The following is a 21,592-nucleotide window of genomic DNA, read 5'->3' as shown; positions in this document are numbered from 1 at the left end:
AGAGCGTCGCAGGGCGCTCCTGGCATTTTCCCGGATGCAGAAAACAATAAAGCCCGCAAAAGCGGGCTTTATTGTGCAATTTGGCTGGGGTGCAGGGATTCGAACCCCGGAATGCTGGTATCAGAAACCAGAGCCTTACCGCTTGGCGACACCCCAATTAATGGCGTTACAAATTATCTTTAATATGGCTGGGGTGCAGGGATTCGAACCCCGGAATGCTGGTATCAGAAACCAGAGCCTTACCGCTTGGCGACACCCCAAAAATTTGGTGGCTACGACGGGATTTGAACCTGTGACCCCATCATTATGAGTGATGTGCTCTAACCAGCTGAGCTACGTAGCCTGAGTTTACTGCTTACTGCATCCGATAATGGCTGGGATACCTGGATTCGAACCAGGGAATGCCGGTATCAAAAACCGGTGCCTTACCGCTTGGCGATATCCCATTTGTCGACTCGCATCCACGAGTAAATATCGGATTGGCTGGGGTACCTGGATTCGAACCAGGGAATGCCGGTATCAAAAACCGGTGCCTTACCGCTTGGCGATACCCCATCCGGCTGCCGAAGACTGAAATGGTGCGGGAGGCGAGACTTGAACTCGCACACCTTGCGGCGCCAGAACCTAAATCTGGTGCGTCTACCAATTTCGCCACTCCCGCGAAAAGATGGTGGCTACGACGGGATTTGAACCTGTGACCCCATCATTATGAGTGATGTGCTCTAACCAGCTGAGCTACGTAGCCATCTTTTTTCGCTAACCTTCATCGGCGTTGCGGGGCGCATTATGCGTATTGAGCTTTGTAGCGTCAACAAGTTTTTTGCCGTTTTTTGCCTTAAAACGCCTGTTTGACTGGCTTGTAACCAGGGTGGCGATTTATTCAGCAGTTTTCTATCGTCACATCGACGATGAAAACAAAAAGGGGCCTTTACAGACCCCTTATCCTACTCATTCACAAGCTTATTTGTAGGCGGACTGATGCACGCCGACAGCACGACCAGATGGGTCATCCATGTTTTTGAAAGCTTCATCCCACTCAATCGCTTTGGCCGATGAACAGGCAACAGATGGACCGCCTGGAACACACTCTGCTGCACTGGCAATCGGGAACAGCTCTTCAAAGATTTCGCGGTACAAATACGCTTCTTTCGAGTTCGGCGTGTTGTACGGGAAACGGAAGTGCGCGGTAGACAACTGCTGATCGGTGATCTGCTTCGCGGCCACTTCTTTCAGGCTATCGATCCAGCTGTAGCCTACGCCATCAGAGAACTGCTCTTTCTGACGCCATGCCACGCTCTCCGGCAGGTAAGAAGAGAAGCATTCACGCAGAATGTGTTTCTCCATTTTGCCGTTGCTGCCGCACATTTTGTCTTCCGGGTTGATGCGCATCGCCACATCAAGGAATTTCTTGTCGAGGAACGGTACGCGCGCTTCAACGCCCCATGCCGACATCGCTTTGTTGGCACGCGCACAGTCAAACATGTGCAGCGCCAGCAGTTTACGCACGTTCTCTTCGTGGAATTCCTGAGCGTTAGGTGCTTTGTGGAAATACAGGTAACCACCAAACACTTCGTCCGCACCTTCACCTGACAGCACCATTTTGATGCCCATTGCCTTGATTTTACGCGACATCAAATACATCGGCGTAGAGGCGCGAATGGTGGTGACGTCATAGGTTTCGATGTGGTAAATCACATCGCGAATCGCATCCAGACCTTCCTGCACGGTGAAGTGAATCTCGTGGTGCACGGTGCCCAGATGTTCCGCCACTGATTTGGCCGCTTTCAGATCAGGTGAGCCTTCCAGACCTACCGCAAAAGAGTGCAGCTGTGGCCACCAGGCATCACTTTTATCTTCATCTTCCACACGTTTTGCCGCAAAGCGCTTCGTCACGGCAGAAATGATAGAGGAGTCGAGGCCGCCAGACAGCAGCACGCCATAAGGCACGTCAGACATCAGGTGGCTTTTCACTGACTCTTCCAGCGCATGCTTCAGGCCCGCAGCGTCAGTGGTGTTCTCGGCAACGGCAGAGAAATCCATCCAGTCGCGCTGCCAGTAACGACGGATTTCGCCATCGCTGCTGCACAGGAAGCTTCCCGGCGGGAATTCTTTGATGGTGCGGCAAACCGGCACCAGCGCTTTCATTTCAGAGGCGACAAACAGGTTTCCGTGCTCATCGTTGCCCATGTACAGTGGGATAATCCCGATGTGGTCACGGCCAATCAGATACTGCTGCTTCACGCTGTCCCACAGAATGAAGGCGAACATACCTTGCAGATCATCGAGGAAATCGAGACCTTTTTCCTGGTACAGCGCGAGGATCACTTCGCAGTCAGAACCGGTCTGAAACGCATAACGATCGCTCAGTTCAGCACGCAAAGCCTGATGGTTGTAGATCTCACCGTTCACGGCCAGTACGTGGGTGTGGTCAGCGTTGTACAGCGGCTGTGCGCCGTTGTTGACGTCAACAATCGATAGGCGCTCATGCACCAGAATGGCTTTGTCATCGGCATACACGCCAGACCAATCCGGTCCACGGTGACGCATCAGACGGGAACACTCCAGCGCTTTCTTGCGCAGTTCAACAGGATCGGATTTCAGATCCAGCACACCAAAAATCGAACACATAACTGACTCCTGATCTCACCTTGCGGCGATGTTATTTCTACGTTTGTCCGGCAGCCTTGACTGCGTGATGTATAAGAAAATGCGCTATCAGGTGGTGTTAACGCAAGTTAAATTGCGATCTTTTGATAAAAAGATTGTTGTGATGGCTTAAAAATTGAATTTCATCTAATTAAATGTCAATTAAATTAAATGGCGTCTAATGAATTGGCGTTTTGGATGATTTCCTGCGCAATTAATGGTGCACAGAATCATAATAAAGGGATGTAAAAACAAACGCCCTGCTCACACGACGTACGGGCAGGGCGATAAGTAAACGCGATAAGAGAAGGTTTAGAACAGGTCGATATCGGCCACTGAAGGGTAAATCCAGTCAGGGCGGAAAGGCATCGCATCAATGTCACTCAGCGTCGAAACCCCGGAGAGCACCAGAATGGTTTCCAGGCCCGCCTGGAATCCGGCCAGAATATCGGTGCGCAGGTTATCGCCGACAATCACCGTCTCTTCCGAGTGGGCATGCATCTTATTTAGCGCAGCACGCATGATATACGGGCTCGGCTTACCGACGTAAAACGGTTTGCGACCGGAGATGGTTTCGATACCGGCGCAGAGTGCACCGCAGGCTGGCACAAAACCGCGTGCGTGGGTATCCGGGTTGGTGGCGATAAAGCGTGCGCCATTAGCGACAAAGAAAGCCGCTTTATGCATCATTTCCCAGTTAAAGGAGCGCGTCTCCCCAACAATCACAAAATCGGGATTCACATCGGTGATGGTAAATCCGGCTTTATACAGTTCGTGAATCAGCGCGCCTTCGCCAATCACGTAGGCTTTTTTGCCTTCCTGACGACGCAGGAAATCGGCTGTCGCCATCGCCGAGGTATAGAACACTGAATCCGGTATCTCGACACCTGCATTGGCAAAACGGTTTGCCAGATCCTGAGCGGTTTGCGACGGATAGTTGGTCAGCACCACCAGCGGCATCTCTTTTTGAAGGATACGCTGCAGAAACTCATTCGCGCCTTTCACGGCGGTATTGTCGTGCATCAACACGCCGTCGATGTCACAGATTACGCTTTTGATGGTCATATTGGCTTCCGGTCGGGCCCGCCAGACGGCAGGCTTCAATTATTCTTCCAGCAGATGCTGCAGCAAAATACCATTCAGCATCGCACGTTTCGCCAGGGCAAAGGCGCCAATAGCGGAACGGTGATCCAGTTCGGAACGCACCACCGGCAGGTTTTTGCGGAAGGCATTCAGCGCCTGGGTATTAATGCAGCCTTCAATTGCTGGGAACAGCACTTTGTCTGCGTCGGTGATTTCCCCCGCCAATACCACCTTTTGTGGATTGAACAGGTTAATGGCAATCGCAATCGCTTTCCCGAGGTAGCGTCCCACGTATTCGATCACTTCGCAGGCCAGCGCGTCTCCCTGATTAGCGGCACGACAGATTTGTGGCATCAGACAGTTATCCAGCGTCAACGTGCTCGGATAGCCCTGATTGAGCAGATGGCGCACGCGATTCTCAATCGCGCCGTTGGCGGCAATCGTTTCCAGACAGCCAAAGTTGCCGCAGTGGCAGCGCTCACCCAATGGATCGACCTGGATGTGGCCAATTTCGCCCACGTTGCCGTTGCTGCCAAGGAAAATATGGCCGTTAGCGATGATGCCCGCGCCGGTACCGCGATGTAAACGCACCAGAATGGAGTCTGCACAGTCACGACTTGCACCGAAATAGTGCTCTGCCAGCGCCAGACTACGGATATCGTGACCGACAAAGCTGGTGACGTTAAAGCGTTTCTGCAAGCTGGATACCAGCGGCCAGTGGCTGACAGCGATGTGCGGCATATAGCGAATAATGCCGTTAATCGGGTCCACCAGGCCTGGCAGAATCACCGCGATCGCGATTAATTCATGAATCTTGCGTTGATGCGCCGCCATAAATGCCGTGATGGCATTGAACAGCGCATTCTCCAGCGTTTCCTGGGTGCGCTCAGGCAGGGGATAATCTTCCTGCGCCAGCGATTTTCCGCTCAGATCGAATAATGTCAGCGTGGCATCATTGCGTCCTAAGCGAACGCCGATGGTATGAAAATGGCGAGTTTCGGTAATGATGGAAATGGCGCGGCGACCACCGGTAGAGGCTTGTTGCTCTACCTCTTTGATCAGGCCGCGCTCAATAAGCTGGCGGGTAATTTTCGTGACGCTGGCGGGCGCAAGCTGGCTGAGATCGGCAATCTGTATACGCGATATCGGCCCTTGTTGATCAATTAGCCGGTAAACGGCTGCACTATTGAGTTGTTTGACAAGATCGACATTTCCTATTTGAGTCTGGCCGCCAGTGGTCATTCAGTACTTACTCGCTGAGGACGTCGTCTCCATTGACTAACGTCTTAGTGATTTGATAATCGCGGGTAAAGACAGTGAGGTTAGCGACTTTTCCTGCTGTCACTGAACCCAGCTGTTTTTCCACACCCATTGCCTGGGCCGGGTAGAGCGTTGCCATGCGCAAAGCTTCATCCAGCGCGATACCACAATGTTCTACGCTGTTTTGCACCGCTTCAATCATGGTGAGCGCAGAACCGCTTAAGGTACCGTTTTCGTCAACGCAAAGGCCGTCGCGATAGTATATTGTTTTGCCTGCAAAAATGAATTTATCAATTGATGCGCCAGCGGGTGCGGTCGCATCCGTTACCAACACCAGCTTGTCACCTTTGATGCGCTTTGCATTACGCACGTTAGCGTAGTGGACATGTAAACCATCCGCAATGATGCCGCAGTATACATCAGGTGAATCAAACAGCGCACCGATCAGACCAGGTTCACGCCCTGCAAAGGTTGGCATGGCATTATAAAGGTGAGTGGCAAAAGAGACACCGGCACTGAAGCCCGCTTTGGCTTCTTCGTAAGTGGCGTTTGAATGGCCCGCAGAGACAATAATGCCGGCATTGCGCAGCTTGCCAATCACATCGGCACCGGCATTTTCTGGCGCCAGCGTCACTTTGGTGATCACGTCTGCGTTGGCGCAAAGAAAATCGACCATCTCCGCATCGGGCAGACGAATCAAATCTGGATTATGGGTACCTTTTTTGGCTTTGTTCAGCCATGGACCTTCCAGGTGCAGACCTAACGCCTGATTAGGGTGTTTGGCCAGATAGGCGCGCATGGTTTCGATGGCACGCTTCATCAAAGCATTGGTGCTGGTGATCAGCGTTGGCAGATAGCTGGTGCAGCCTGATTTTTCGTTGGCACGCTGCATGATTTCCAGCGTTTCCACGCTCAGTGCGTCGATATCATCGTTGAACTGCACGCCGCCGCAGCCGTTTAACTGTAAATCAATAAATCCGGGAGCGATAAACGCACCAGCCACATCCTGCTGTGCAATCGTTGCGTCAAGCGCCTCTCGTGGGCACACTCGCTCAATCAGGCCATCCGCAATCACCACTGCATGATTGTCCAGAATTTCATGACCGGTAAAAATCCGGCCGTTCACTAATGCGTACATCGTTTTTCTCTCCCGGCTAAGCCTGCCGCATTAAGGCAGCAGGTTTTTCACAACGTGTTCTCACACACCTTTCATATTTTCCGCTTCCATTTCGCGGAAATATTTCACGGTTTTCACTTTCAGTTCCATGGTGGCCGGTTCGTCACACACCACCACAGATTTCGCATGCAGCTGCAGACAGCTGATGGTCCACATGTGATTAACGTTACCTTCTACGGCAGCCTGCAACGCCTGCGCTTTCAGATGGCCCGTCACCAGAATCATCACTTCTTCAGCATCCAGTAACGTGCCCACACCTACGGTCAGGGCGTATTTTGGCACCTGATCCACATCACCATTAAAGAAGCGCGAGTTAGCGATACGGGTATCGTGCGTCAGGGTTTTAATGCGGGTGCGGGAAGAGAGTGAAGAAGCCGGCTCGTTAAAGGCAATGTGTCCATCGTTGCCCACGCCGCCCATAAACAGATTAATTTTACCGTAAGAGCGAATCTTCTCTTCGTACTGGCGACATTCTGCGTCAATATCTGGCGCATTGCCATTCAGAAGATTGATATTTTCTGGTTGGATATCAACGTGATCGAAAAAGTTGCGGTACATGAAGCTGTGGTAGCTTTCCGGATGCTCTTTTGGCAGGCCCACGTATTCATCCATATTGAACGTCACCACATGCTTGAAACTAACCTGGCCCGCTTTGTGCATATCAATCAGGTGCTTGTAAGCTTCCAGTGGCGTACCACCGGTTGGCAAGCCCAGCACGAAGGGACGTTCTGCGCTAGGCTTAAACGCATTAATGCGGTTAACAATGTGGCGTGCAGCCCATTTACCCACCTGGGTCGGTGTGGCCAAAGGGATCAGTCTCATGTCTTCACCTCAATTAAGATTAGGAAAATGTTGTCGCCGATGCTGGTTTAGGTTGCTGCCATTAAGCGTAATCGGTTTAAGCGCAACCAGCAGGGAAAAGTGCGACCTGATATTTTTCATCATAAAATAAGTTTGTGGTGGTGGCTAGCATTTCGCAGTGATAAACGTCCATTATGGTGATTAAAGTCACAGTTACTGTGGTTTTAATTTGCGAGGCGAATTAATTTATCTTTACACTGCGCCTCGTGGTGAAAGATGTCATCAAGGTACCGAGCGTAGGGATAATAAAATCAACCCGCGCTACGGCAAAACGCCAGTCTCATAGGGGGAGAAAAAGGTGAGTATTTTAGGATATCTGCAAAAGGTCGGCCGCGCGCTTATGGTGCCGGTAGCGACACTGCCGGCAGCGGCAATCTTGATGGGGGTAGGGTATTGGATTGATCCAGACAGTTGGGGTGCAGGCAATGCGCTGGCCGCTCTGCTGATCAAGTCCGGTTCTGCCATTATCGAAAATATGTCAGTGCTGTTTGCCATCGGTGTGGCTTACGGTATGTCCAAAGATAAAGATGGTGCGGCCGCGTTAACCGGCTTCGTGGGCTTCCTGGTGGTGACGACACTCTGTTCACCTGCCGCAGTAGCGATGATTCAGAAGATTCCGGTCGATCAGGTGCCTGCTGCCTTCGGCAAGATCAACAACCAGTTCGTGGGTATTCTGGTCGGTATTCTCTCCGCTGAAGTGTATAACCGCTTTAGCCATGTTGAGTTGCCCAAAGCGCTGTCGTTCTTCAGCGGGCGCCGTTTGGTGCCGATCCTTGTCTCATTCCTGATGATCGTTGTGGCGTTTATCCTGATGTACATCTGGCCAATCATCTTCGGCGGCCTGGTGAACTTCGGTGAGCACATTCAGAAAATGGGCTCGGTGGGCGCAGGCGTGTACGCCTTCTTTAACCGCTTGCTGATTCCGGTCGGTCTGCATCACGCACTGAACTCCGTATTCTGGTTTGACGTGGCAGGCATTAACGATATTCCTAAGTTCCTTGGCGGTGCACAATCAATCGCGAATGGCACGGGTATCCCGGGCATCACCGGTCGCTATCAGGCGGGCTTCTTCCCGATCATGATGTTTGGCTTGCCGGGTGCAGCATTGGCTATCTTCCACTGCGCACGTCCAGAAAACCGCGCGAAAGTCGGCGGTATTATGCTGGCTGCGGCCTTCGCGGCCTTCTTCACGGGGATCACTGAACCGCTGGAATTCTCCTTCATGTTCGTGGCACCGGTTTTGTATGTGATCCATGCCGTATTGACCGGTATCTCGGTATTTATTGCTGCGAGCATGCACTGGATTGCAGGCTTCGGCTTCAGTGCCGGTTTGGTGGATATGGTGCTGTCAACGCGTAACCCGCTGGCGGTGAATTGGTGGATGCTGATTCCACAAGGTCTGGTGTTCTTCGCCATCTACTATGTGGTGTTCCGTTTCACTATTCAGAAATTCAACCTTATGACCCCGGGCCGCGAATTGTCTGCGGGTGATGAAACTGATGGTTATGACGTTAACGTCGACCATAGTGGTAATGGTGAAAGCCAGACCGAATCACTGGCACGTCGTTACATTGCCGCCATCGGCGGTTCAGACAACCTGACCAACATCGATGCCTGCATTACTCGTCTGCGTCTGAACGTCAAAGACTCAGCCCAGGTGAATGAAGGCGTGGCGAAACGTTTGGGTGCGTCTGGTGTGATTCGTTTGAACAAGCAGAGCGTACAGGTGATTGTCGGCACTCAGGCTGAAAGCATCGCCTCCGCAATGAAAACGGTATTGAGCAAAGGCCCGGTTGCTGCGGCTTCCGCTCCTGCCGCCGCTGCGCCGGTCGCGACTAAACCCCAGGCCGTGTTGAACACTGAAAAAGCGGTGATTGCTACGCTGGTGGCACCAGTGACCGGTGAGATTGTCGCGCTCGACGCGGTGCCGGATGAGGCGTTCGCCAGCAAAGCGGTGGGCGATGGTCTGGCAATCAAACCAACCGACAAAACCGTGGTGGCACCGATTGCCGGTACCGTGGTGAAAATCTTCAACACCAACCATGCGTTCTGTCTGGAAGCCGCTAACGGCGTTGAGATCGTGGTGCACATGGGCCTGGACACCGTGGCGCTGGAAGGAAAAGGCTTCACACGTCTGGTGGAAGAGGGAGCAACCGTCACTGCCGGTCAGCCGATTCTGGAGATGGATCTGGACTTCCTCAACGCCAACGCGCGCTCAATGATTAGCCCGGTGGTGGTCAGCAACAGCGATGATTTCGCCGGACTGAATCTGCTGGCCAGCGGTTCAGTGGTTGCAGGTGTGACACCGTTGTATGAAGTGAAAAACTAAGTCCTTGTGATTTAGCCAGAAGGCAGGAAGCAATTCCTGCCTTTTTTGTTTTAAAACGACCAACAAACGGTTGTTTCCCTCCTGCGCTTTGTGGATCATACTCCGTTACTTCGTGGTACAAATCACCCGCTATTGTTTTGAGGATTTTGAGATGAGTGAGGCTGAAGCCCGCCCAACGAACTTTATTCGTCAGATCATCGACGAAGACTTGGCGAGCGGTAAGCACAGCAGTGTGCATACCCGTTTCCCGCCTGAGCCCAATGGTTATCTGCATATTGGCCATGCGAAATCTATCTGCCTGAACTTTGGTATCGCCCAAGATTATCAAGGACAGTGCAACCTGCGTTTTGACGATACTAACCCGGTGAAAGAAGACCTGGAGTTCGTTGAATCCATCAAGCGTGACGTGCAATGGCTGGGCTTTGAGTGGAGCGGCAACATTCGTTACTCCTCAGACTATTTCGACCAACTGTTTAACTACGCCGTTGAGCTGATCAATAAAGGTCTGGCTTACGTTGATGAGTTGTCTGCGGAAGAGATCCGTGAATATCGCGGCACCCTGACTGCGCCGGGTAAAAACAGCCCGTACCGCGACCGCAGCGTGGAAGAGAACCTCGCGCTGTTCCAGAAAATGCGTGATGGCGGTTTCGAGGAAGGTAAAGCTTGTCTGCGTGCCAAAATCGACATGGCTTCCAGCTTTATCGTGATGCGCGATCCGGTGCTATACCGCATTAAGTTTGCCGATCATCATCAGACCGGTGATAAGTGGTGCATCTACCCGATGTACGACTTTACCCACTGCATTTCGGATGCGATCGAAGGCATTACGCACTCACTGTGTACGCTGGAGTTCCAGGACAACCGTCGTCTGTACGATTGGGTGCTGGACAACATCACCATTCCACAGCATCCGCGCCAGTACGAATTCTCGCGTCTGAATCTGGAATACGCGGTGATGTCGAAGCGTAAGCTGACGCAGCTGGTCACCGAGAAAGTGGTGGAAGGCTGGGATGATCCGCGCATGCTGACCGTTTCAGGCCTGCGCCGTCGTGGTTACAGCGCAGCTTCAATTCGTGAGTTCTGCCGCCGCATCGGCGTGACTAAACAGGACAACATCGTTGAGATGGCGTCACTGGAATCCTGTATTCGTGACGATCTCAATGAGAACGCACCACGCGCGATGGCGGTACTTGACCCGTTGAAAGTGGTGATCGAAAACCTGCCCGCCGGCCACGAAGAAACGCTGACCATGCCTAATCATCCAAACAAGCCGGAGATGGGCACGCGTGAAGTGTCGTTCAGCCGTGAAGTGTGGATCGATCGCGCTGACTTCCGTGAAGAAGCCAACAAACAGTACAAACGTTTGGTTCTGGGCAAAGAAGTGCGTCTGCGCAATGCTTATGTGATTCGTGCTGAGCGTGTGGCGAAAGACGAAGAGGGTAACATTACCTGCATCTATGCCACTTGTGATGTTGACACCCTGAGCAAGGATCCGGCGGATGGTCGCAAAGTGAAAGGTGTGATCCACTGGGTTTCCGCCATTCATGGACTGCCAGCTGAGTTCCGTCTTTACGACCGTCTGTTCAGCGTGCCAAACCCCGCGGCGGCTGAGGATTTCCTCACCACCATTAACCCGAACTCGCTGGAGATCAAACAGGGCTTCGTGGAGTCTGGTTTGCGTGAAGCGGCCACTACCGCAGCTTATCAGTTTGAACGTGAAGGTTATTTCTGTGCCGATAGCGTCTACTCACAGCCGGGTAAATTGGTGTTTAACCGCACGGTTGGACTGCGCGATACTTTCGCGAAGATTGGCGAGTAATATCTTTCGTCGATAGCACAATATGATCATGAAAGGGCGAGCAATCGCCCTTTTTTATTGCCTGTAATTCGCCACGGGCAATCAATTATGCTGAAGGCCGGAAGCTGAGCTTGTTGTCTATTTTGCGAGAATTCTGACTTTAGCAAAATTAACCCATTTGCGAGTGTGAAAAATTGTATTTCAGGTAGGCTATGCGCTTTAAATAGAGCTCTGCGGGTTATCAAAGGAAAAAAAATGACAAGTCTCGCCCTGGAAGCTAAGCATAGTGTGGTGGTATTACATCAGCTTATTGAACGTGTTTTTAACCAGGTAGAAGGCAGTGATGACAGCATGGAACTGCTTTTGTCACACTTTCACCCGGATTTCAAAATGGTGACGCCGCTGGGTAAGCAGCTGGATCTGAATGAGACCGAAGTGCTGTTTCGCAAACTGCACGGTCAGCGGGAAGGGCTGCGCATTGCCACCAGTGAGCATGCCATCATTTCTCAACAGAGCCAGGAAGTGACGATTCAGTATCGTGAACTGCAGATGTTGAACGGCACCCATCAAACGCGCATCTCTTTGGCTGTGCTGGATTGCAGCACCACCATTCCTCGCTGGCGCTACCTCCACGAGACCTTTATCGCTTGATAACAGGCATAAAAAAACCGGTGACCAGCACCGGTTTTTTTATATTGCATAGCACACTCAATTACTTATCGTGGAGCGTCTCGTCTTCGCGGCAGTCTCCCAGTGCACAGTGGCCGTACAAGTACAGGCTGTGGTTACTGAGTTTAATGCCATGGCGAGTGGCAATCTCACGCTGACGCGTTTCGATTGATTCATCGCTGAATTCGATCACTTTGCCACAATCCAGGCAGATCAAGTGGTCATGGTGATGCTGCTGAGTCAGTTCGAATACGGATTTGCCGCCTTCGAAGTTATGACGGGTGACGATACCCGCGTCATCAAACTGGTTAAGAACGCGATATACCGTTGCCAGGCCAATCTCTTCGCCCATATCGATCAGGCGCTTATACAAATCTTCCGCACTGACGTGATGGGACTCGGGGCCCGGTCCCTGAAGCACTTCCAAAATTTTCAATCTTGGGAGAGTGACTTTCAGGCCAGCCTTCTTCAATGCGGAGTTGTTGTCAGTCATTCGGATATTGTCCTGTTACTTTGCATGTCACTTACGGCGCAGGGGCCTTGAATGTTTAGGTCACGCGTATTCTCATTTGCGTCTCATTATAGAACTCAAGCAGTGAAATGAAAACCGGGGTATCGCGCAAATCAACAAAAGTCGTAAGGTTAAACATCGCCTACGTCAGCGCGGAACGGTGTGGTTTGGGTTTCCATTTCACTCAGCCTCAGTCAACAATCAGAGGAATAAGCGGATGACCATTGCGGGTATTCTACAGATTTGCGGGGAAAAGTTAAAAAACCGTAGCTATTATTTTTATAGGAAATTCCTTTGTCCCAATGTGAGCCAGCGCTCACATTGGGGAGGCGAGGCTCAGGCTTCAATGATCTCTTTTAACTGCAGCTCATCAAAAATCTGTTTCACCCAGGCATCAACACGTTCATTGGTCAGCTCAGGTTGACGGTCTTCGTCAATCGCCAGGCCGAGGAAGTGTTTGTCATCGGCCAGACCTTTTGAGGCTTCAAAATGATAGCCCTCAGTCGGCCAGTGGCCCACAATCACCGCGCCATTTGGCTCAATGATGTCGCGAATCGTGCCCATCGCATCACAGAAATATTCTGCGTAGTCTTCCTGGTCGCCACAACCAAACAGCGCCACCAGTTTGCCATTAAAGTCGATCTCTTCCAGCGTAGGGAAGAAGTCATCCCAGTCACACTGTGCTTCGCCGTAATACCAGGTAGGAATGCCCAGCAGCAGGATGTCGAACGCTGCGAGATCTTCTTTAGTGCTCTTAGCAATGTCATGCACTTCGGCGACATCTTTACCCAGTTGTTTCTGGATCATTTTTGCAATGTTTTCAGTGTTGCCGGTATCGCTGCCGAAGAAAATGCCTACGATTGCCATGGGTTAAGTAACCTCTTAAAGCCTGATTGTGAAAGTAAGTCAATTGACTGCACATGTTAGCGAATGATAGCAGACCGTTGAAAAGGGCGGAACGAGTAAAGCTTGAACTTTGTGTTCCTGCGTGCGGTCAGCGCGCTAAGACAGTTTGAGTTGCGCCAGCAGCATTTGTTCAATCAATTCGCTGCGGCTGATGTTTTGTTGCTCGGCCAGCGTGTTCAGGGCGTCAACCGCTTCGCTGGACATTTTCAGCTCAACACGACGCAGCCCTCGCACTTTATCGCGCTTGAGCTGGTTACGTTTGTTGATACGCAACTGTTCGTCACGTGTCAGCAGGCTGGTTTTGGGTCGACCAGGACGCCGCTCGTTTGCAAAAAGATCAAGCGTGGTACGGTCTGTCTGTTCTTTTGCCATGATTTGTGAAACTGAGTGGGCGCGAACGGCGGAAAGGCGCTGCGCGATTTATACATTATCGGCCCGACCACGGCGAAAAAATCATCCGCGGCAAATTTTTAGCGCGACATCATACTCCAGCACCATCCGCGACGCCAACCCTAAACCGCATACGGCAAGCTTTTGCTTTTACAGGTTAAAAAAGCGACGAACTGCGCGCAAAACCGCATCAGGTTTTTCAGCATGTACCCAATGACCGGCCCCGCTAATCACGTGTGCGTGTGCCTGCGGGAACTGACGCAGCAGTGCATCGCGGTGCTGATTGTCGAGGTAAGGAGAATCGCCACCGCGGATAAACAATGCGGGATGTGGCCAGGCGGGAACTTCTTCCCAGCCAGAAATCGTGGTGTAGTTGTCCCACAGCACCGGCACGTTAAAGCGCCACTCACCCTCGACAAAGGACTTGAGGATAAACTGAATCACCCCCTCTTCAGTGACATGTTGACGCATCACCTCGGCCGCTTCGCTACGACGCGTTACACCCGCGGCGGTGACGGCGCGAATACCGGCAAAGATTTCATCGTGGCGGCGGGTTTGGTAATCCACGGGCGCGATATCGATCAGCACCATCTTCTCAATACGTTCGGGGGCCACTGCGCTCAATGCCATGGCGATCTTACCGCCCATCGAGTGGCCTATCACGCCAGCGCGTTCAATCTGGTGTGCATCCAGCGTCTCCACGATATCTTGCGCCATGGCGTGATAATTCATCACCTCACTGCGCTCAGATAAACCATGGTTGCGTACGTCCACTTGTAGCGTGGGGCGAGCATCCCGTACGCCGCGTGCCAGCACGCTAAGGTTATCCAGGCTGCCAAACAGGCCATGAATTAACAGAATCGGGGAAGCTTCAGGGGGAGATTGTTCAGTTTGCAGACGGGCGTTCAAAATCATGGCTAAAGTTCTTACGGTTGTGACCTTGGCTTAGGGTATCATGGATTCACCTGTCCAGGAGCCAGCCGGCCAGGCATTAGGGCATATTCCGACTTTTGCCCTGAAACGACGCCAGCGCTATCGGCTGCCACGGATTTAACTTTATAATCCTTATGTTAGAGCCCGCTCACGTTTTGCACAGCTCGATTTTGCTAAGGCCGTTGCAATAATGCGTGGTTCTGTCATTTGCCAGAATTGTACGGAATAAGATGAAAACGATTGAAGTTGACGAAGAACTCTACCGTTATATTGCCAGCCACACGCAGCACATTGGTGAAAGCGCCTCCGATATTTTGCGCCGCATGCTGAAGTTTACCGCGGGCCAGACCGCACCGACTGCACCTGTCGCTGCGGCTTCGGCTTCGGTCAAGGAAGCGCAGCCAGTGCGCAGCGAAGCGCGTCCTCAGGATCGCGTACGCGCCGTGCGTGAACTGCTGCTCTCTGATGAGTATGCTGAGCAGAATAAGGCGGTTAATCGCTTTATGCTGGTACTGTCAACGCTCTATCGTCTTGATCCAGCAGCCTTTGCTGAAGCCACTGCCTCGCTGCAGGGCCGCACTCGCGTCTATTTTGCGGGTGACGAGCACACACTGCTGCAAAATGGCACCCATACTAAGCCGAAGCACGTTCCCGGCACACCGTACTGGGTGATCACCAATACCAATACAGGCCGCAAATGCAGCATGGTGGAACACATCATGCTGGCGATGCAGTTCCCACAGGAACTGACAGAGAAAGTTCGCGGCACCATTTAAACTGAAGCGTCAGGGAGAAGCGTCAATGGCCAATCACCCCCGTGCCGGGCAGCCTGCCCAGCAGAGCGATTTGATTAACGTTGCACAATTAACCTCGCAGTATTACGTCCTGAAGCCCGATACGGCTAACCCGGACCATGCGGTGAAATTTGGCACTTCTGGCCACCGCGGCAGCGCGGGACGCCAAAGCTTCAATGAAGTGCACATTCTGGCGATTGCGCAAGCCATCGCAGAAGAGCGCAAAAAGAATGGCATCACCGGTCCGTGCTACGTGGGTAAAGATACTCACGCACTGTCTGAGCCGGCGATTCTGTCGGTGCTGGAAGTGCTGGCGGCGAACGGTGTAGATGTGATCGTGCAGCAGGATAATGGCTACACGCCAACGCCGGCGATCTCCAACGCCATTCTGGAACACAACAAACGCGGTGGCGCGCAGGCGGACGGTATCGTCATCACGCCTTCACACAACCCGCCAGAAGATGGTGGCATCAAGTACAACCCGCCAAACGGCGGTCCGGCTGATACCAACGTCACCAAGGTGGTGGAAGATCGCGCTAACCAGCTGATCAAAGGCGAACTGAAAGACGTGAAACGTCTGCCGCTGGATCAGGCCTGGGCAAGCGGCCATATCGTTGAGCAGGATCTGATTCAGCCCTATGTTGAAGGTCTGGCTGAAGTCATTGACTTCCCGGCAATCCAGAAAGCGGGCCTGAAAATCGGCGTTGATCCATTAGGTGGCTCCGGTATCGCTTACTGGCAGCGTATTGCTGAGCACTATAAGTTGGATCTGACCATTGTTAATGATGCGGTCGATCAGACCTTCCGTTTCATGCATCTGGATAAAGATGGCGTGGTGCGTATGGACTGTTCGTCTGAGTGCGCGATGGCGGGTCTGCTGGCGTACAAAGATAAGTTCGATCTGGCGTTCGGTAACGACCCGGATTACGACCGTCACGGCATCGTCACGCCTGCGGGCCTGATGAACCCGAACCATTATCTGGCCGTGGCCATCAATTACCTGTTCCAGCATCGCCCGCAGTGGGGCAAAGATGTTGCTGTGGGTAAAACCCTGGTCTCAAGCGCAATGATTGACCGTGTGGTCAATGACATTGGTCGCAAGCTGGTTGAAGTGCCGGTTGGTTTCAAATGGTTTGTTGATGGCCTGTTTGATGGCAGCTTCGGTTTCGGCGGCGAAGAGAGCGCGGGTGCTTCCTTCCTGCGCTTCGATGGTTCCGCCTGGTCAACCGATAAAGACGGCATCATCCTGTGCCTGCTGGCAGCCGAAATCACTGCGGTGACCGGCAAGAACCCGCAGCAGCACTATGACGAACTGGCAGCACGCTTCGGCGCGCCAAGCTATAACCGTCTGCAGGCGCCGGCGACCTCAGCGCAAAAAGCGGCACTGTCTAAGCTGTCACCGGAAATGGTGAGTGCTGATACGCTGGCGGGCGATCCGATTACTGCACGTCTGACCGCTGCACCGGGCAACGGCGCGTCAATCGGTGGTCTGAAAGTGATGACCGAAAACGGCTGGTTTGCTGCGCGTCCGTCAGGCACGGAAGATGCTTACAAAATCTACTGTGAAAGCTTCCTTGGTGCTGAGCATCGCCAGCAGATCGAGAAAGAGGCGGTAGAGATTGTTAGCGAAGTGCTGAAAAACGCGTAATTAAACGTCGAGGCGCGCTATGTGCGCCTTTTCACGCGTTTTCTATGGAACGACCCATGTGACAACATGGGTCGTTTTTTTATGGCATAAACCGATAGCCGATACCGGTTTCGGTCAGCAGATGGCTGGGTTGGGTGGGATTGCTTTCCAGCTTCTGACGAAGATGTCCCATATAAATGCGCAGATAGTGGCTGTGCTCCACCGCATTCGGCCCCCACACCTGATTCAACAACTGACGTTGCGTCAGAACCTTCCCGGCATTGTTCAGCAACAAACTCAGCAGGCGAAACTCGGTGGGCGTCAGGTGAATTTCCTGTTCATTACGCAGCACGCGGCGCGCAGCCAGATCGACACTCACTTCCCCAAATTTCACGATCGGCTCAGGCTGGCTGCTTTGATGGCGACGTAACGCCACGCGCACGCGGGCCAGTAACTCGCCGATACCAAACGGCTTAGTCAGATAATCATCTGCACCGGCATCCAGTGCATCGATTTTGTCCTGCTCATCACTGCGCGCAGATAGCACAATCACCGGCATGCTGCTCCACTGGCGCACTTCACGGATAAAGTCGTTGCCGTCACCATCCGGCAGCCCAAGATCGAGGATCACTAAATCCGGCTTTCGTGTCGCTGCTTCAATCAGCCCGCGCTGTAATTGCTCCGCTTCCACAATTTTCAAACCTTCGCTTTCCAGCGCCAGGCGCACGAAACGGCGAATCTCTTTTTCATCTTCAACAATCAAGATGGTCGTCACGCTGACTCCTGCCACAGGTAAAGTTAACACGGCACTTTATCAAGAATTGGTCACCGCGTCCGTCATGATGTTTGTAACCTTGCGAGATCCCTACGTTTACAATTATGTAACTTACTTTCAGCTTAAGCCGTAAAGCACAAAAAAAGACCAAAATTAGTGGTCGGATGAGTAGTAAAATTACACAACCAGGCGTAATATCTGAGGCAGATCACATTTCAACGCAAAAATTACCCCAGGAGGCAATCATGTATCAGGCATATCCACTCTATAAAATCGTGTTGCGCCGTTTTCTGGCGGTATTGGTCGGCATACTTGCCTTGCCCGTGATGCTGTTCCGCCAGGATCGTGCCCGTTTCTATAGCTATCTGCACCGCGTCTGGTGTAAGACCAGCACCAAGCCAGTCTGGCTGGCGCAGACAGAAGCGATAGGCAGCATCCACTGGTAAGTGCTCTCTTGGCTCTCTAAGAACCCGGCAGCTTCAATCAAGCGCCGGGTTTTTTTATTCTAAACTTTGTCTGTATTCCCCGGTTACCCGCTGTTATCCCTTGCCGTTTCAGCTACACTTAAACCTCTACAAGAATTTGGAGGTTGTACAAGTATGAGCGAAAAAATTCCTGTCGGTATCAGCGCTTGCCTGCTCGGGGATAAGGTCCGTTTTGACGGTGGCCACAAGCGTTTCGCTTTTGCAACTGAAGAACTGACTCCCTTTATCCGCTTTGAACCGGTGTGTCCGGAAATGGCAATTGGCTTGCCCACGCCGCGTCCCGCACTGCGTCTGGTCAAAGAGTCGGATGATCAAATCCATCTTTGTTTCAGTAAAGATGGCGGGCAAGAGGTGACCGATGAGATGGAACGCTGGTCGGCCGATCGTGTGAAATCGCTGCATCACCTTTGCGGCTATATTCTCTGCGCAAAATCACCCAGCTGCGGTCTTGAGCGCGTGCGCGTCTATCAGCCCGATACCAATGACAATCGCAAAGCGGGCACCGGCGTATTCACTGCCTTTCTGCAAAAAGAGATGCCATGGCTGCCTTTAGAGGAAGATGGCCGTTTACATGATGATGCTATCCGCGAAAACTTTATGGGGCGCGTGTATGCGCTGCATGAGTTCAATGAAATGTGGCGGAGCGGTTTAACCCGCCACAAGCTGATCGCCTTCCATAGTCGATACAAGTTGCTGCTGCTGTCGCATGCGCAGGATGAGTATCGCGAGATGGGGCGTTTTGTGGCGGCGATGGAACATTGGGATTCGCTGGATGATTACGCCTTTGAATACCGGATTCGCCTGATGCATTTGATGTCCCACCAGGCTTCGCGCCGTAATCACACCAATGTGCTGATGCATGTACAGGGCTACTTCCGCCCGCAGTTGTCCTCACCACAGCGCCAGGAACTGGCGCAGCTAATCGATCGTTATCGCACTGGCGTCCAGCCACTGTTGGTTCCCATCACCATGCTGAAACACTATATGGCGGAATATCCGCATCCGTGGCTGGCGCAGCAACGTTACTTTGATCCTTACCCGGAAGCGCTGCGTCTGCGCTACGGACAATAATTTCGGAGCATTATGACCACCCACTTAGTCTGGTTGCGAAACGATCTACGCATCAATGACAACACTGCGCTGGCTGCCGCTTGCCGCGACAGCCATGCCAGGGTGCTGGCGCTGTTTATTGCCACGCCTAAACAGTGGCAGCAACACCATATGGCACCCAAGCAGGCGGCCTTTATTCACCAGAATCTGTGTGCGTTGCAAGACTCACTGGCCGAGCGAGGTATTCCGTTGCATTACCATCAGTGCGATGACTTTGCCGCATCGGTGGATTATCTGAGTGAGTTTTGCGACCAGCATCAGGTGGATGAGCTTTATTACAACTATCAGTACGAGATAAATGAGCGCGAACGTGATGCTGCAGCTGAAAAGCGTCTCGATGCTCAGGGCGTAATTTGTCAGGGCTTTGATGACAGCCTGTTATTGCCGCCGGGCAGCGTGCAGACCGGCAATCACACCATGTTTAAAGTCTTCACGCCGTTCAGCCGCGCCTTTGTCCGTCGACTGCATCAGGGGTTACCGGAGTGTCATCATGCACCGAAAGCGCGCCGTGATGCGCCGATCAGTGCGGGTAAGAAAATCCCTGCTTTTGATTATCCGCAGGAAGATTTCGATGCATCGCTATTTCCGGCTGGGGAAGAGGCAGCGCTGAAGCAATTGCGCCATTTCGGCAAACAATCGGTGCAGCACTATCCCGAGGTGCGCGATTTACCGGCATTAGATGGTACCAGCCGCTTATCGCCTTATCTGGCGATTGGGGTGCTGTCTCCGCGCCAATGTTTGCATCGTATTCTGAAAGAACACCCAGATGCACTGAACGAAGGTAAAGCCTTTACCTGGCTGAATGAACTGATCTGGCGCGAGTTTTACCGTCATCTGATGGTGGCCTTTCCGGCGTTGTGTAAGCACCAGCCGTTTGTGGAGTGGACGCATAACGTACAGTGGCAAAAAAACGATGCACATCTCACGGCCTGGCAGCAGGGCAAAACCGGTTATCCCATCGTCGATGCGGCAATGCGCCAACTCAATACACTGGGCTGGATGCACAATCGCCTGCGCATGATTGTTGCCAGCTTTCTGGTAAAAGACCTGCTGATCGACTGGCATGAAGGTGAGCGCTACTTCATGCAGCAATTGATCGATGGCGATCTGGCGGCCAACAACGGCGGCTGGCAGTGGGCAGCTTCCACCGGCACCGATGCGGCACCTTATTTCCGTATTTTTAATCCCACTACTCAGGGTGAACGCTTCGACGAAAAAGGCGAATTTATCCGCCAGTGGCTGCCAGAGCTGAAAGACGTGCCGGAGAGTGATATTCATCAACCGCAGATTTGGGCGAAGAAAAATAATAAGAAACTCGATTATCCCGCACCAATCGTGGAACATAAGGACGCACGTAAAAAGACACTAGACGCCTTCGAGCGCGCGCGCAGCGCGGCCTGAGGCGGTCAGGGAGCCCTACTAAATGAATCATGTCGAGTTAGAACACATTGTTAATCAGCAGCTGAACACCAGCGCCTTCAGTGACTATGCGCCTAATGGTTTGCAGGTGGAAGGTCGCGCGGAAGTGAAAACTGTCATCACGGGCGTGACCGCGTGTCAGGCGCTGCTCGATGAAGCGGTCAAGCGCAATGCTGACGCTATCCTGGTCCATCACGGTTATTTCTGGAAGAGCGAATCGCCGCTGATTAAAGGAATGAAACGCCAGCGTCTGCATACGCTGCTGGTCAATGATATCAACCTGTATGGCTGGCACCTGCCGCTCGATGCACATCCACAGCTCGGCAACAATGCACAGCTGGCAAAGTTGTTTGATATTGAAGTGAAAGGGGAAATTCAGCCGTTAGTGCCATGGGGCGAGCTGGCTGAACCGTTGAGCGGTGAAGCGCTGGCGGCGAAAATCGCCGAACGCTTAGGTCGTAAACCGTTGCACTGTGGTGATAATGCCCCGGCACTGATCAAACGCGTCGCCTGGTGCAGTGGTGGCGGACAGGGCTTTATCGATAGCGCGGCTGCTTTTGGTGTAGATGCGTTTATCACGGGCGAAGTTTCTGAGCAAACCATTCACAGCGCACGTGAACAAGGCCTGCACTTTTTCGCCGCCGGGCATCATGCCACCGAGCGCGCTGGTATCAAGGCGCTGGGCGAATGGCTGGCGCAGAGCTATGGCCTCGACGTAACCTTTATTGATATCGACAATCCTGCCTGATTTCTCTCTCTCCGCGTCCTTAACCCACGTTAAGGACGCAAATCTGTTGACACATCTCTGTCACTTTCGCA

Annotated in this window: 19 protein-coding genes and 7 tRNA genes; 9 read left to right on the top strand and 17 right to left on the bottom strand. The window is 52.5% G+C overall.

Annotated features, from left to right (window positions below):
• Positions 1-81: 81 nt before the first annotated feature.
• The 12 genes from FD737_RS02375 to nagB form a co-directional block, all read right to left on the bottom strand.
• Positions 82-156, bottom strand: a tRNA-Gln gene (locus tag FD737_RS02375).
• Between the two features lie 29 nt (positions 157-185).
• Positions 186-260 (bottom strand) — tRNA-Gln (locus FD737_RS02370).
• Positions 261-266: 6 nt separating this feature from the next.
• A tRNA-Met gene (locus FD737_RS02365) sits at positions 267-343 on the bottom strand.
• Between the two features lie 28 nt (positions 344-371).
• Positions 372-446, bottom strand: a tRNA-Gln gene (locus FD737_RS02360).
• Positions 447-480: 34 nt separating this feature from the next.
• A tRNA-Gln gene (locus FD737_RS02355) sits at positions 481-555 on the bottom strand.
• A 21-nt stretch (positions 556-576) separates the two neighbouring features.
• Positions 577-661 (bottom strand) — tRNA-Leu (locus tag FD737_RS02350).
• Between the two features lie 7 nt (positions 662-668).
• Positions 669-745: transfer RNA gene (locus tag FD737_RS02345), tRNA-Met, on the bottom strand.
• Between the two features lie 215 nt (positions 746-960).
• The gene (gene asnB / locus FD737_RS02340) at positions 961-2,628 is read right to left on the bottom strand and encodes an asparagine synthase B (protein WP_034829093.1); all 1,668 of its coding nucleotides are present in this window, start codon (positions 2,626-2,628) and stop codon (positions 961-963) included.
• 330 nt (positions 2,629-2,958) lie between these two features.
• On the bottom strand, positions 2,959-3,711 hold the full coding sequence (locus FD737_RS02335; RefSeq protein ID WP_160832607.1) for an HAD-IIA family hydrolase: 753 nt from the start codon (positions 3,709-3,711) through the stop codon (positions 2,959-2,961).
• Between the two features lie 39 nt (positions 3,712-3,750).
• A complete protein-coding gene (locus FD737_RS02330; protein ID WP_034829098.1) occupies positions 3,751-4,971 on the bottom strand; it encodes an N-acetylglucosamine repressor in 1,221 nt (406 codons plus the stop codon).
• A 7-nt stretch (positions 4,972-4,978) separates the two neighbouring features.
• A complete protein-coding gene (gene nagA / locus FD737_RS02325; RefSeq protein ID WP_160832606.1) occupies positions 4,979-6,127 on the bottom strand; it encodes an N-acetylglucosamine-6-phosphate deacetylase in 1,149 nt (382 codons plus the stop codon).
• 60 nt (positions 6,128-6,187) lie between these two features.
• Complete coding sequence (gene nagB, locus FD737_RS02320; RefSeq protein ID WP_034829102.1) at positions 6,188-6,988, bottom strand: glucosamine-6-phosphate deaminase; 801 nt, start codon at positions 6,986-6,988, stop codon at positions 6,188-6,190.
• A 343-nt stretch (positions 6,989-7,331) separates the two neighbouring features.
• On the opposite strand from nagB, the gene nagE reads away from it, so the two are divergent.
• The 3 genes from nagE to FD737_RS02305 all read left to right on the top strand — a co-directional run bounded on the left by nagE (position 7,332) and on the right by FD737_RS02305 (position 11,805).
• Positions 7,332-9,356: an N-acetylglucosamine-specific PTS transporter subunit IIBC gene (gene nagE, locus FD737_RS02315; protein ID WP_045816530.1), complete on the top strand. Its 2,025-nt coding sequence runs from the start codon at positions 7,332-7,334 to the stop codon at positions 9,354-9,356.
• A gap of 151 nt (positions 9,357-9,507) precedes the next feature.
• Positions 9,508-11,175, top strand: a complete 1,668-nt coding sequence (gene glnS, locus FD737_RS02310; RefSeq protein WP_160832605.1) for a glutamine--tRNA ligase — start codon at positions 9,508-9,510, stop codon at positions 11,173-11,175.
• Positions 11,176-11,409: 234 nt separating this feature from the next.
• Complete coding sequence (locus tag FD737_RS02305) at positions 11,410-11,805, top strand: hypothetical protein (protein WP_038648263.1); 396 nt, start codon at positions 11,410-11,412, stop codon at positions 11,803-11,805.
• A gap of 61 nt (positions 11,806-11,866) precedes the next feature.
• Here FD737_RS02305 and fur read toward each other — a convergent pair whose 3' ends face one another.
• From fur to ybfF, 4 genes are all read right to left on the bottom strand, one after another.
• Positions 11,867-12,316 carry a ferric iron uptake transcriptional regulator gene (fur, locus tag FD737_RS02300; RefSeq protein ID WP_058962149.1) on the bottom strand — a complete coding sequence of 150 codons (450 nt, stop codon included), beginning with the start codon at positions 12,314-12,316 and terminating at the stop codon, positions 11,867-11,869.
• A 354-nt stretch (positions 12,317-12,670) separates the two neighbouring features.
• Positions 12,671-13,201 carry a flavodoxin FldA gene (fldA, locus tag FD737_RS02295; protein ID WP_034829111.1) on the bottom strand — a complete coding sequence of 177 codons (531 nt, stop codon included), beginning with the start codon at positions 13,199-13,201 and terminating at the stop codon, positions 12,671-12,673.
• Between the two features lie 135 nt (positions 13,202-13,336).
• Positions 13,337-13,612, bottom strand: a complete 276-nt coding sequence (ybfE, locus tag FD737_RS02290; RefSeq protein WP_097117426.1) for a LexA regulated protein — start codon at positions 13,610-13,612, stop codon at positions 13,337-13,339.
• Between the two features lie 168 nt (positions 13,613-13,780).
• Positions 13,781-14,545, bottom strand: a complete 765-nt coding sequence (gene ybfF / locus FD737_RS02285) for an esterase (protein WP_160832604.1) — start codon at positions 14,543-14,545, stop codon at positions 13,781-13,783.
• 248 nt (positions 14,546-14,793) lie between these two features.
• Here ybfF and seqA point away from each other — a divergent pair, with 248 nt between their 5' ends.
• Entirely contained in the window at positions 14,794-15,339 is a 546-nt protein-coding gene (seqA, locus tag FD737_RS02280; protein WP_058962146.1) for a replication initiation negative regulator SeqA, read from the top strand.
• Positions 15,340-15,364: 25 nt separating this feature from the next.
• On the top strand, positions 15,365-17,005 hold the full coding sequence (gene pgm, locus FD737_RS02275; RefSeq protein ID WP_097117424.1) for a phosphoglucomutase (alpha-D-glucose-1,6-bisphosphate-dependent): 1,641 nt from the start codon (positions 15,365-15,367) through the stop codon (positions 17,003-17,005).
• A 79-nt stretch (positions 17,006-17,084) separates the two neighbouring features.
• Here the strand turns inward: pgm and kdpE are convergent, their stop codons facing one another.
• Positions 17,085-17,759, bottom strand: a complete 675-nt coding sequence (gene kdpE / locus FD737_RS02270; protein ID WP_034829121.1) for a two-component system response regulator KdpE — start codon at positions 17,757-17,759, stop codon at positions 17,085-17,087.
• A 245-nt stretch (positions 17,760-18,004) separates the two neighbouring features.
• Here kdpE and FD737_RS02265 point away from each other — a divergent pair, with 245 nt between their 5' ends.
• From FD737_RS02265 to FD737_RS02250, 4 genes are all read left to right on the top strand, one after another.
• A complete protein-coding gene (locus tag FD737_RS02265; protein WP_058962143.1) occupies positions 18,005-18,205 on the top strand; it encodes a YbfA family protein in 201 nt (66 codons plus the stop codon).
• 153 nt (positions 18,206-18,358) lie between these two features.
• Positions 18,359-19,315: a 2-thiouracil desulfurase family protein gene (locus FD737_RS02260; RefSeq protein ID WP_097117423.1), complete on the top strand. Its 957-nt coding sequence runs from the start codon at positions 18,359-18,361 to the stop codon at positions 19,313-19,315.
• Positions 19,316-19,327: 12 nt separating this feature from the next.
• Positions 19,328-20,755 carry a deoxyribodipyrimidine photo-lyase gene (phrB, locus tag FD737_RS02255; protein WP_097117422.1) on the top strand — a complete coding sequence of 476 codons (1,428 nt, stop codon included), beginning with the start codon at positions 19,328-19,330 and terminating at the stop codon, positions 20,753-20,755.
• Between the two features lie 22 nt (positions 20,756-20,777).
• Positions 20,778-21,521, top strand: a complete 744-nt coding sequence (locus FD737_RS02250; RefSeq protein ID WP_160832603.1) for a type 2 GTP cyclohydrolase I — start codon at positions 20,778-20,780, stop codon at positions 21,519-21,521.
• Positions 21,522-21,592: the final 71 nt, after the last annotated feature.

Origin of the sequence: Pantoea sp. Seng, from assembly GCF_009829935.1 — a bacterium.
In the GTDB taxonomy this organism is placed as follows: Bacteria; Pseudomonadota; Gammaproteobacteria; order Enterobacterales; family Enterobacteriaceae; genus Pantoea; species Pantoea communis.
The sequence above is the reverse complement of the archived record's forward strand: the minus strand, read 5'-3'. Positions and strand labels throughout refer to the sequence as shown.

What these genes read in the sequence shown, in the direction of transcription:
- asnB (WP_034829093.1), bottom strand. Translation starts at nt 2,628, where the DNA reads ATGTGTTCGATTTTTGGTGTGCTGGATCTGAAATCCGATCCTGTTGAA.
- FD737_RS02335 (WP_160832607.1), bottom strand. Translation starts at nt 3,711, where the DNA reads ATGACCATCAAAAGCGTAATCTGTGACATCGACGGCGTGTTGATGCAC.
- FD737_RS02330 (WP_034829098.1), bottom strand. Translation starts at nt 4,971, where the DNA reads ATGACCACTGGCGGCCAGACTCAAATAGGAAATGTCGATCTTGTCAAA.
- nagA (WP_160832606.1), bottom strand. Translation starts at nt 6,127, where the DNA reads ATGTACGCATTAGTGAACGGCCGGATTTTTACCGGTCATGAAATTCTG.
- nagB (WP_034829102.1), bottom strand. Translation starts at nt 6,988, where the DNA reads ATGAGACTGATCCCTTTGGCCACACCGACCCAGGTGGGTAAATGGGCT.
- glnS (WP_160832605.1), top strand. Translation starts at nt 9,508, where the DNA reads ATGAGTGAGGCTGAAGCCCGCCCAACGAACTTTATTCGTCAGATCATC.
- FD737_RS02305 (WP_038648263.1), top strand. Translation starts at nt 11,410, where the DNA reads ATGACAAGTCTCGCCCTGGAAGCTAAGCATAGTGTGGTGGTATTACAT.
- fur (WP_058962149.1), bottom strand. Translation starts at nt 12,316, where the DNA reads ATGACTGACAACAACTCCGCATTGAAGAAGGCTGGCCTGAAAGTCACT.
- fldA (WP_034829111.1), bottom strand. Translation starts at nt 13,201, where the DNA reads ATGGCAATCGTAGGCATTTTCTTCGGCAGCGATACCGGCAACACTGAA.
- ybfE (WP_097117426.1), bottom strand. Translation starts at nt 13,612, where the DNA reads ATGGCAAAAGAACAGACAGACCGTACCACGCTTGATCTTTTTGCAAAC.
- ybfF (WP_160832604.1), bottom strand. Translation starts at nt 14,545, where the DNA reads ATGATTTTGAACGCCCGTCTGCAAACTGAACAATCTCCCCCTGAAGCT.
- seqA (WP_058962146.1), top strand. Translation starts at nt 14,794, where the DNA reads ATGAAAACGATTGAAGTTGACGAAGAACTCTACCGTTATATTGCCAGC.
- pgm (WP_097117424.1), top strand. Translation starts at nt 15,365, where the DNA reads ATGGCCAATCACCCCCGTGCCGGGCAGCCTGCCCAGCAGAGCGATTTG.
- FD737_RS02265 (WP_058962143.1), top strand. Translation starts at nt 18,005, where the DNA reads ATGTATCAGGCATATCCACTCTATAAAATCGTGTTGCGCCGTTTTCTG.
- FD737_RS02260 (WP_097117423.1), top strand. Translation starts at nt 18,359, where the DNA reads ATGAGCGAAAAAATTCCTGTCGGTATCAGCGCTTGCCTGCTCGGGGAT.
- phrB (WP_097117422.1), top strand. Translation starts at nt 19,328, where the DNA reads ATGACCACCCACTTAGTCTGGTTGCGAAACGATCTACGCATCAATGAC.
- FD737_RS02250 (WP_160832603.1), top strand. Translation starts at nt 20,778, where the DNA reads ATGAATCATGTCGAGTTAGAACACATTGTTAATCAGCAGCTGAACACC.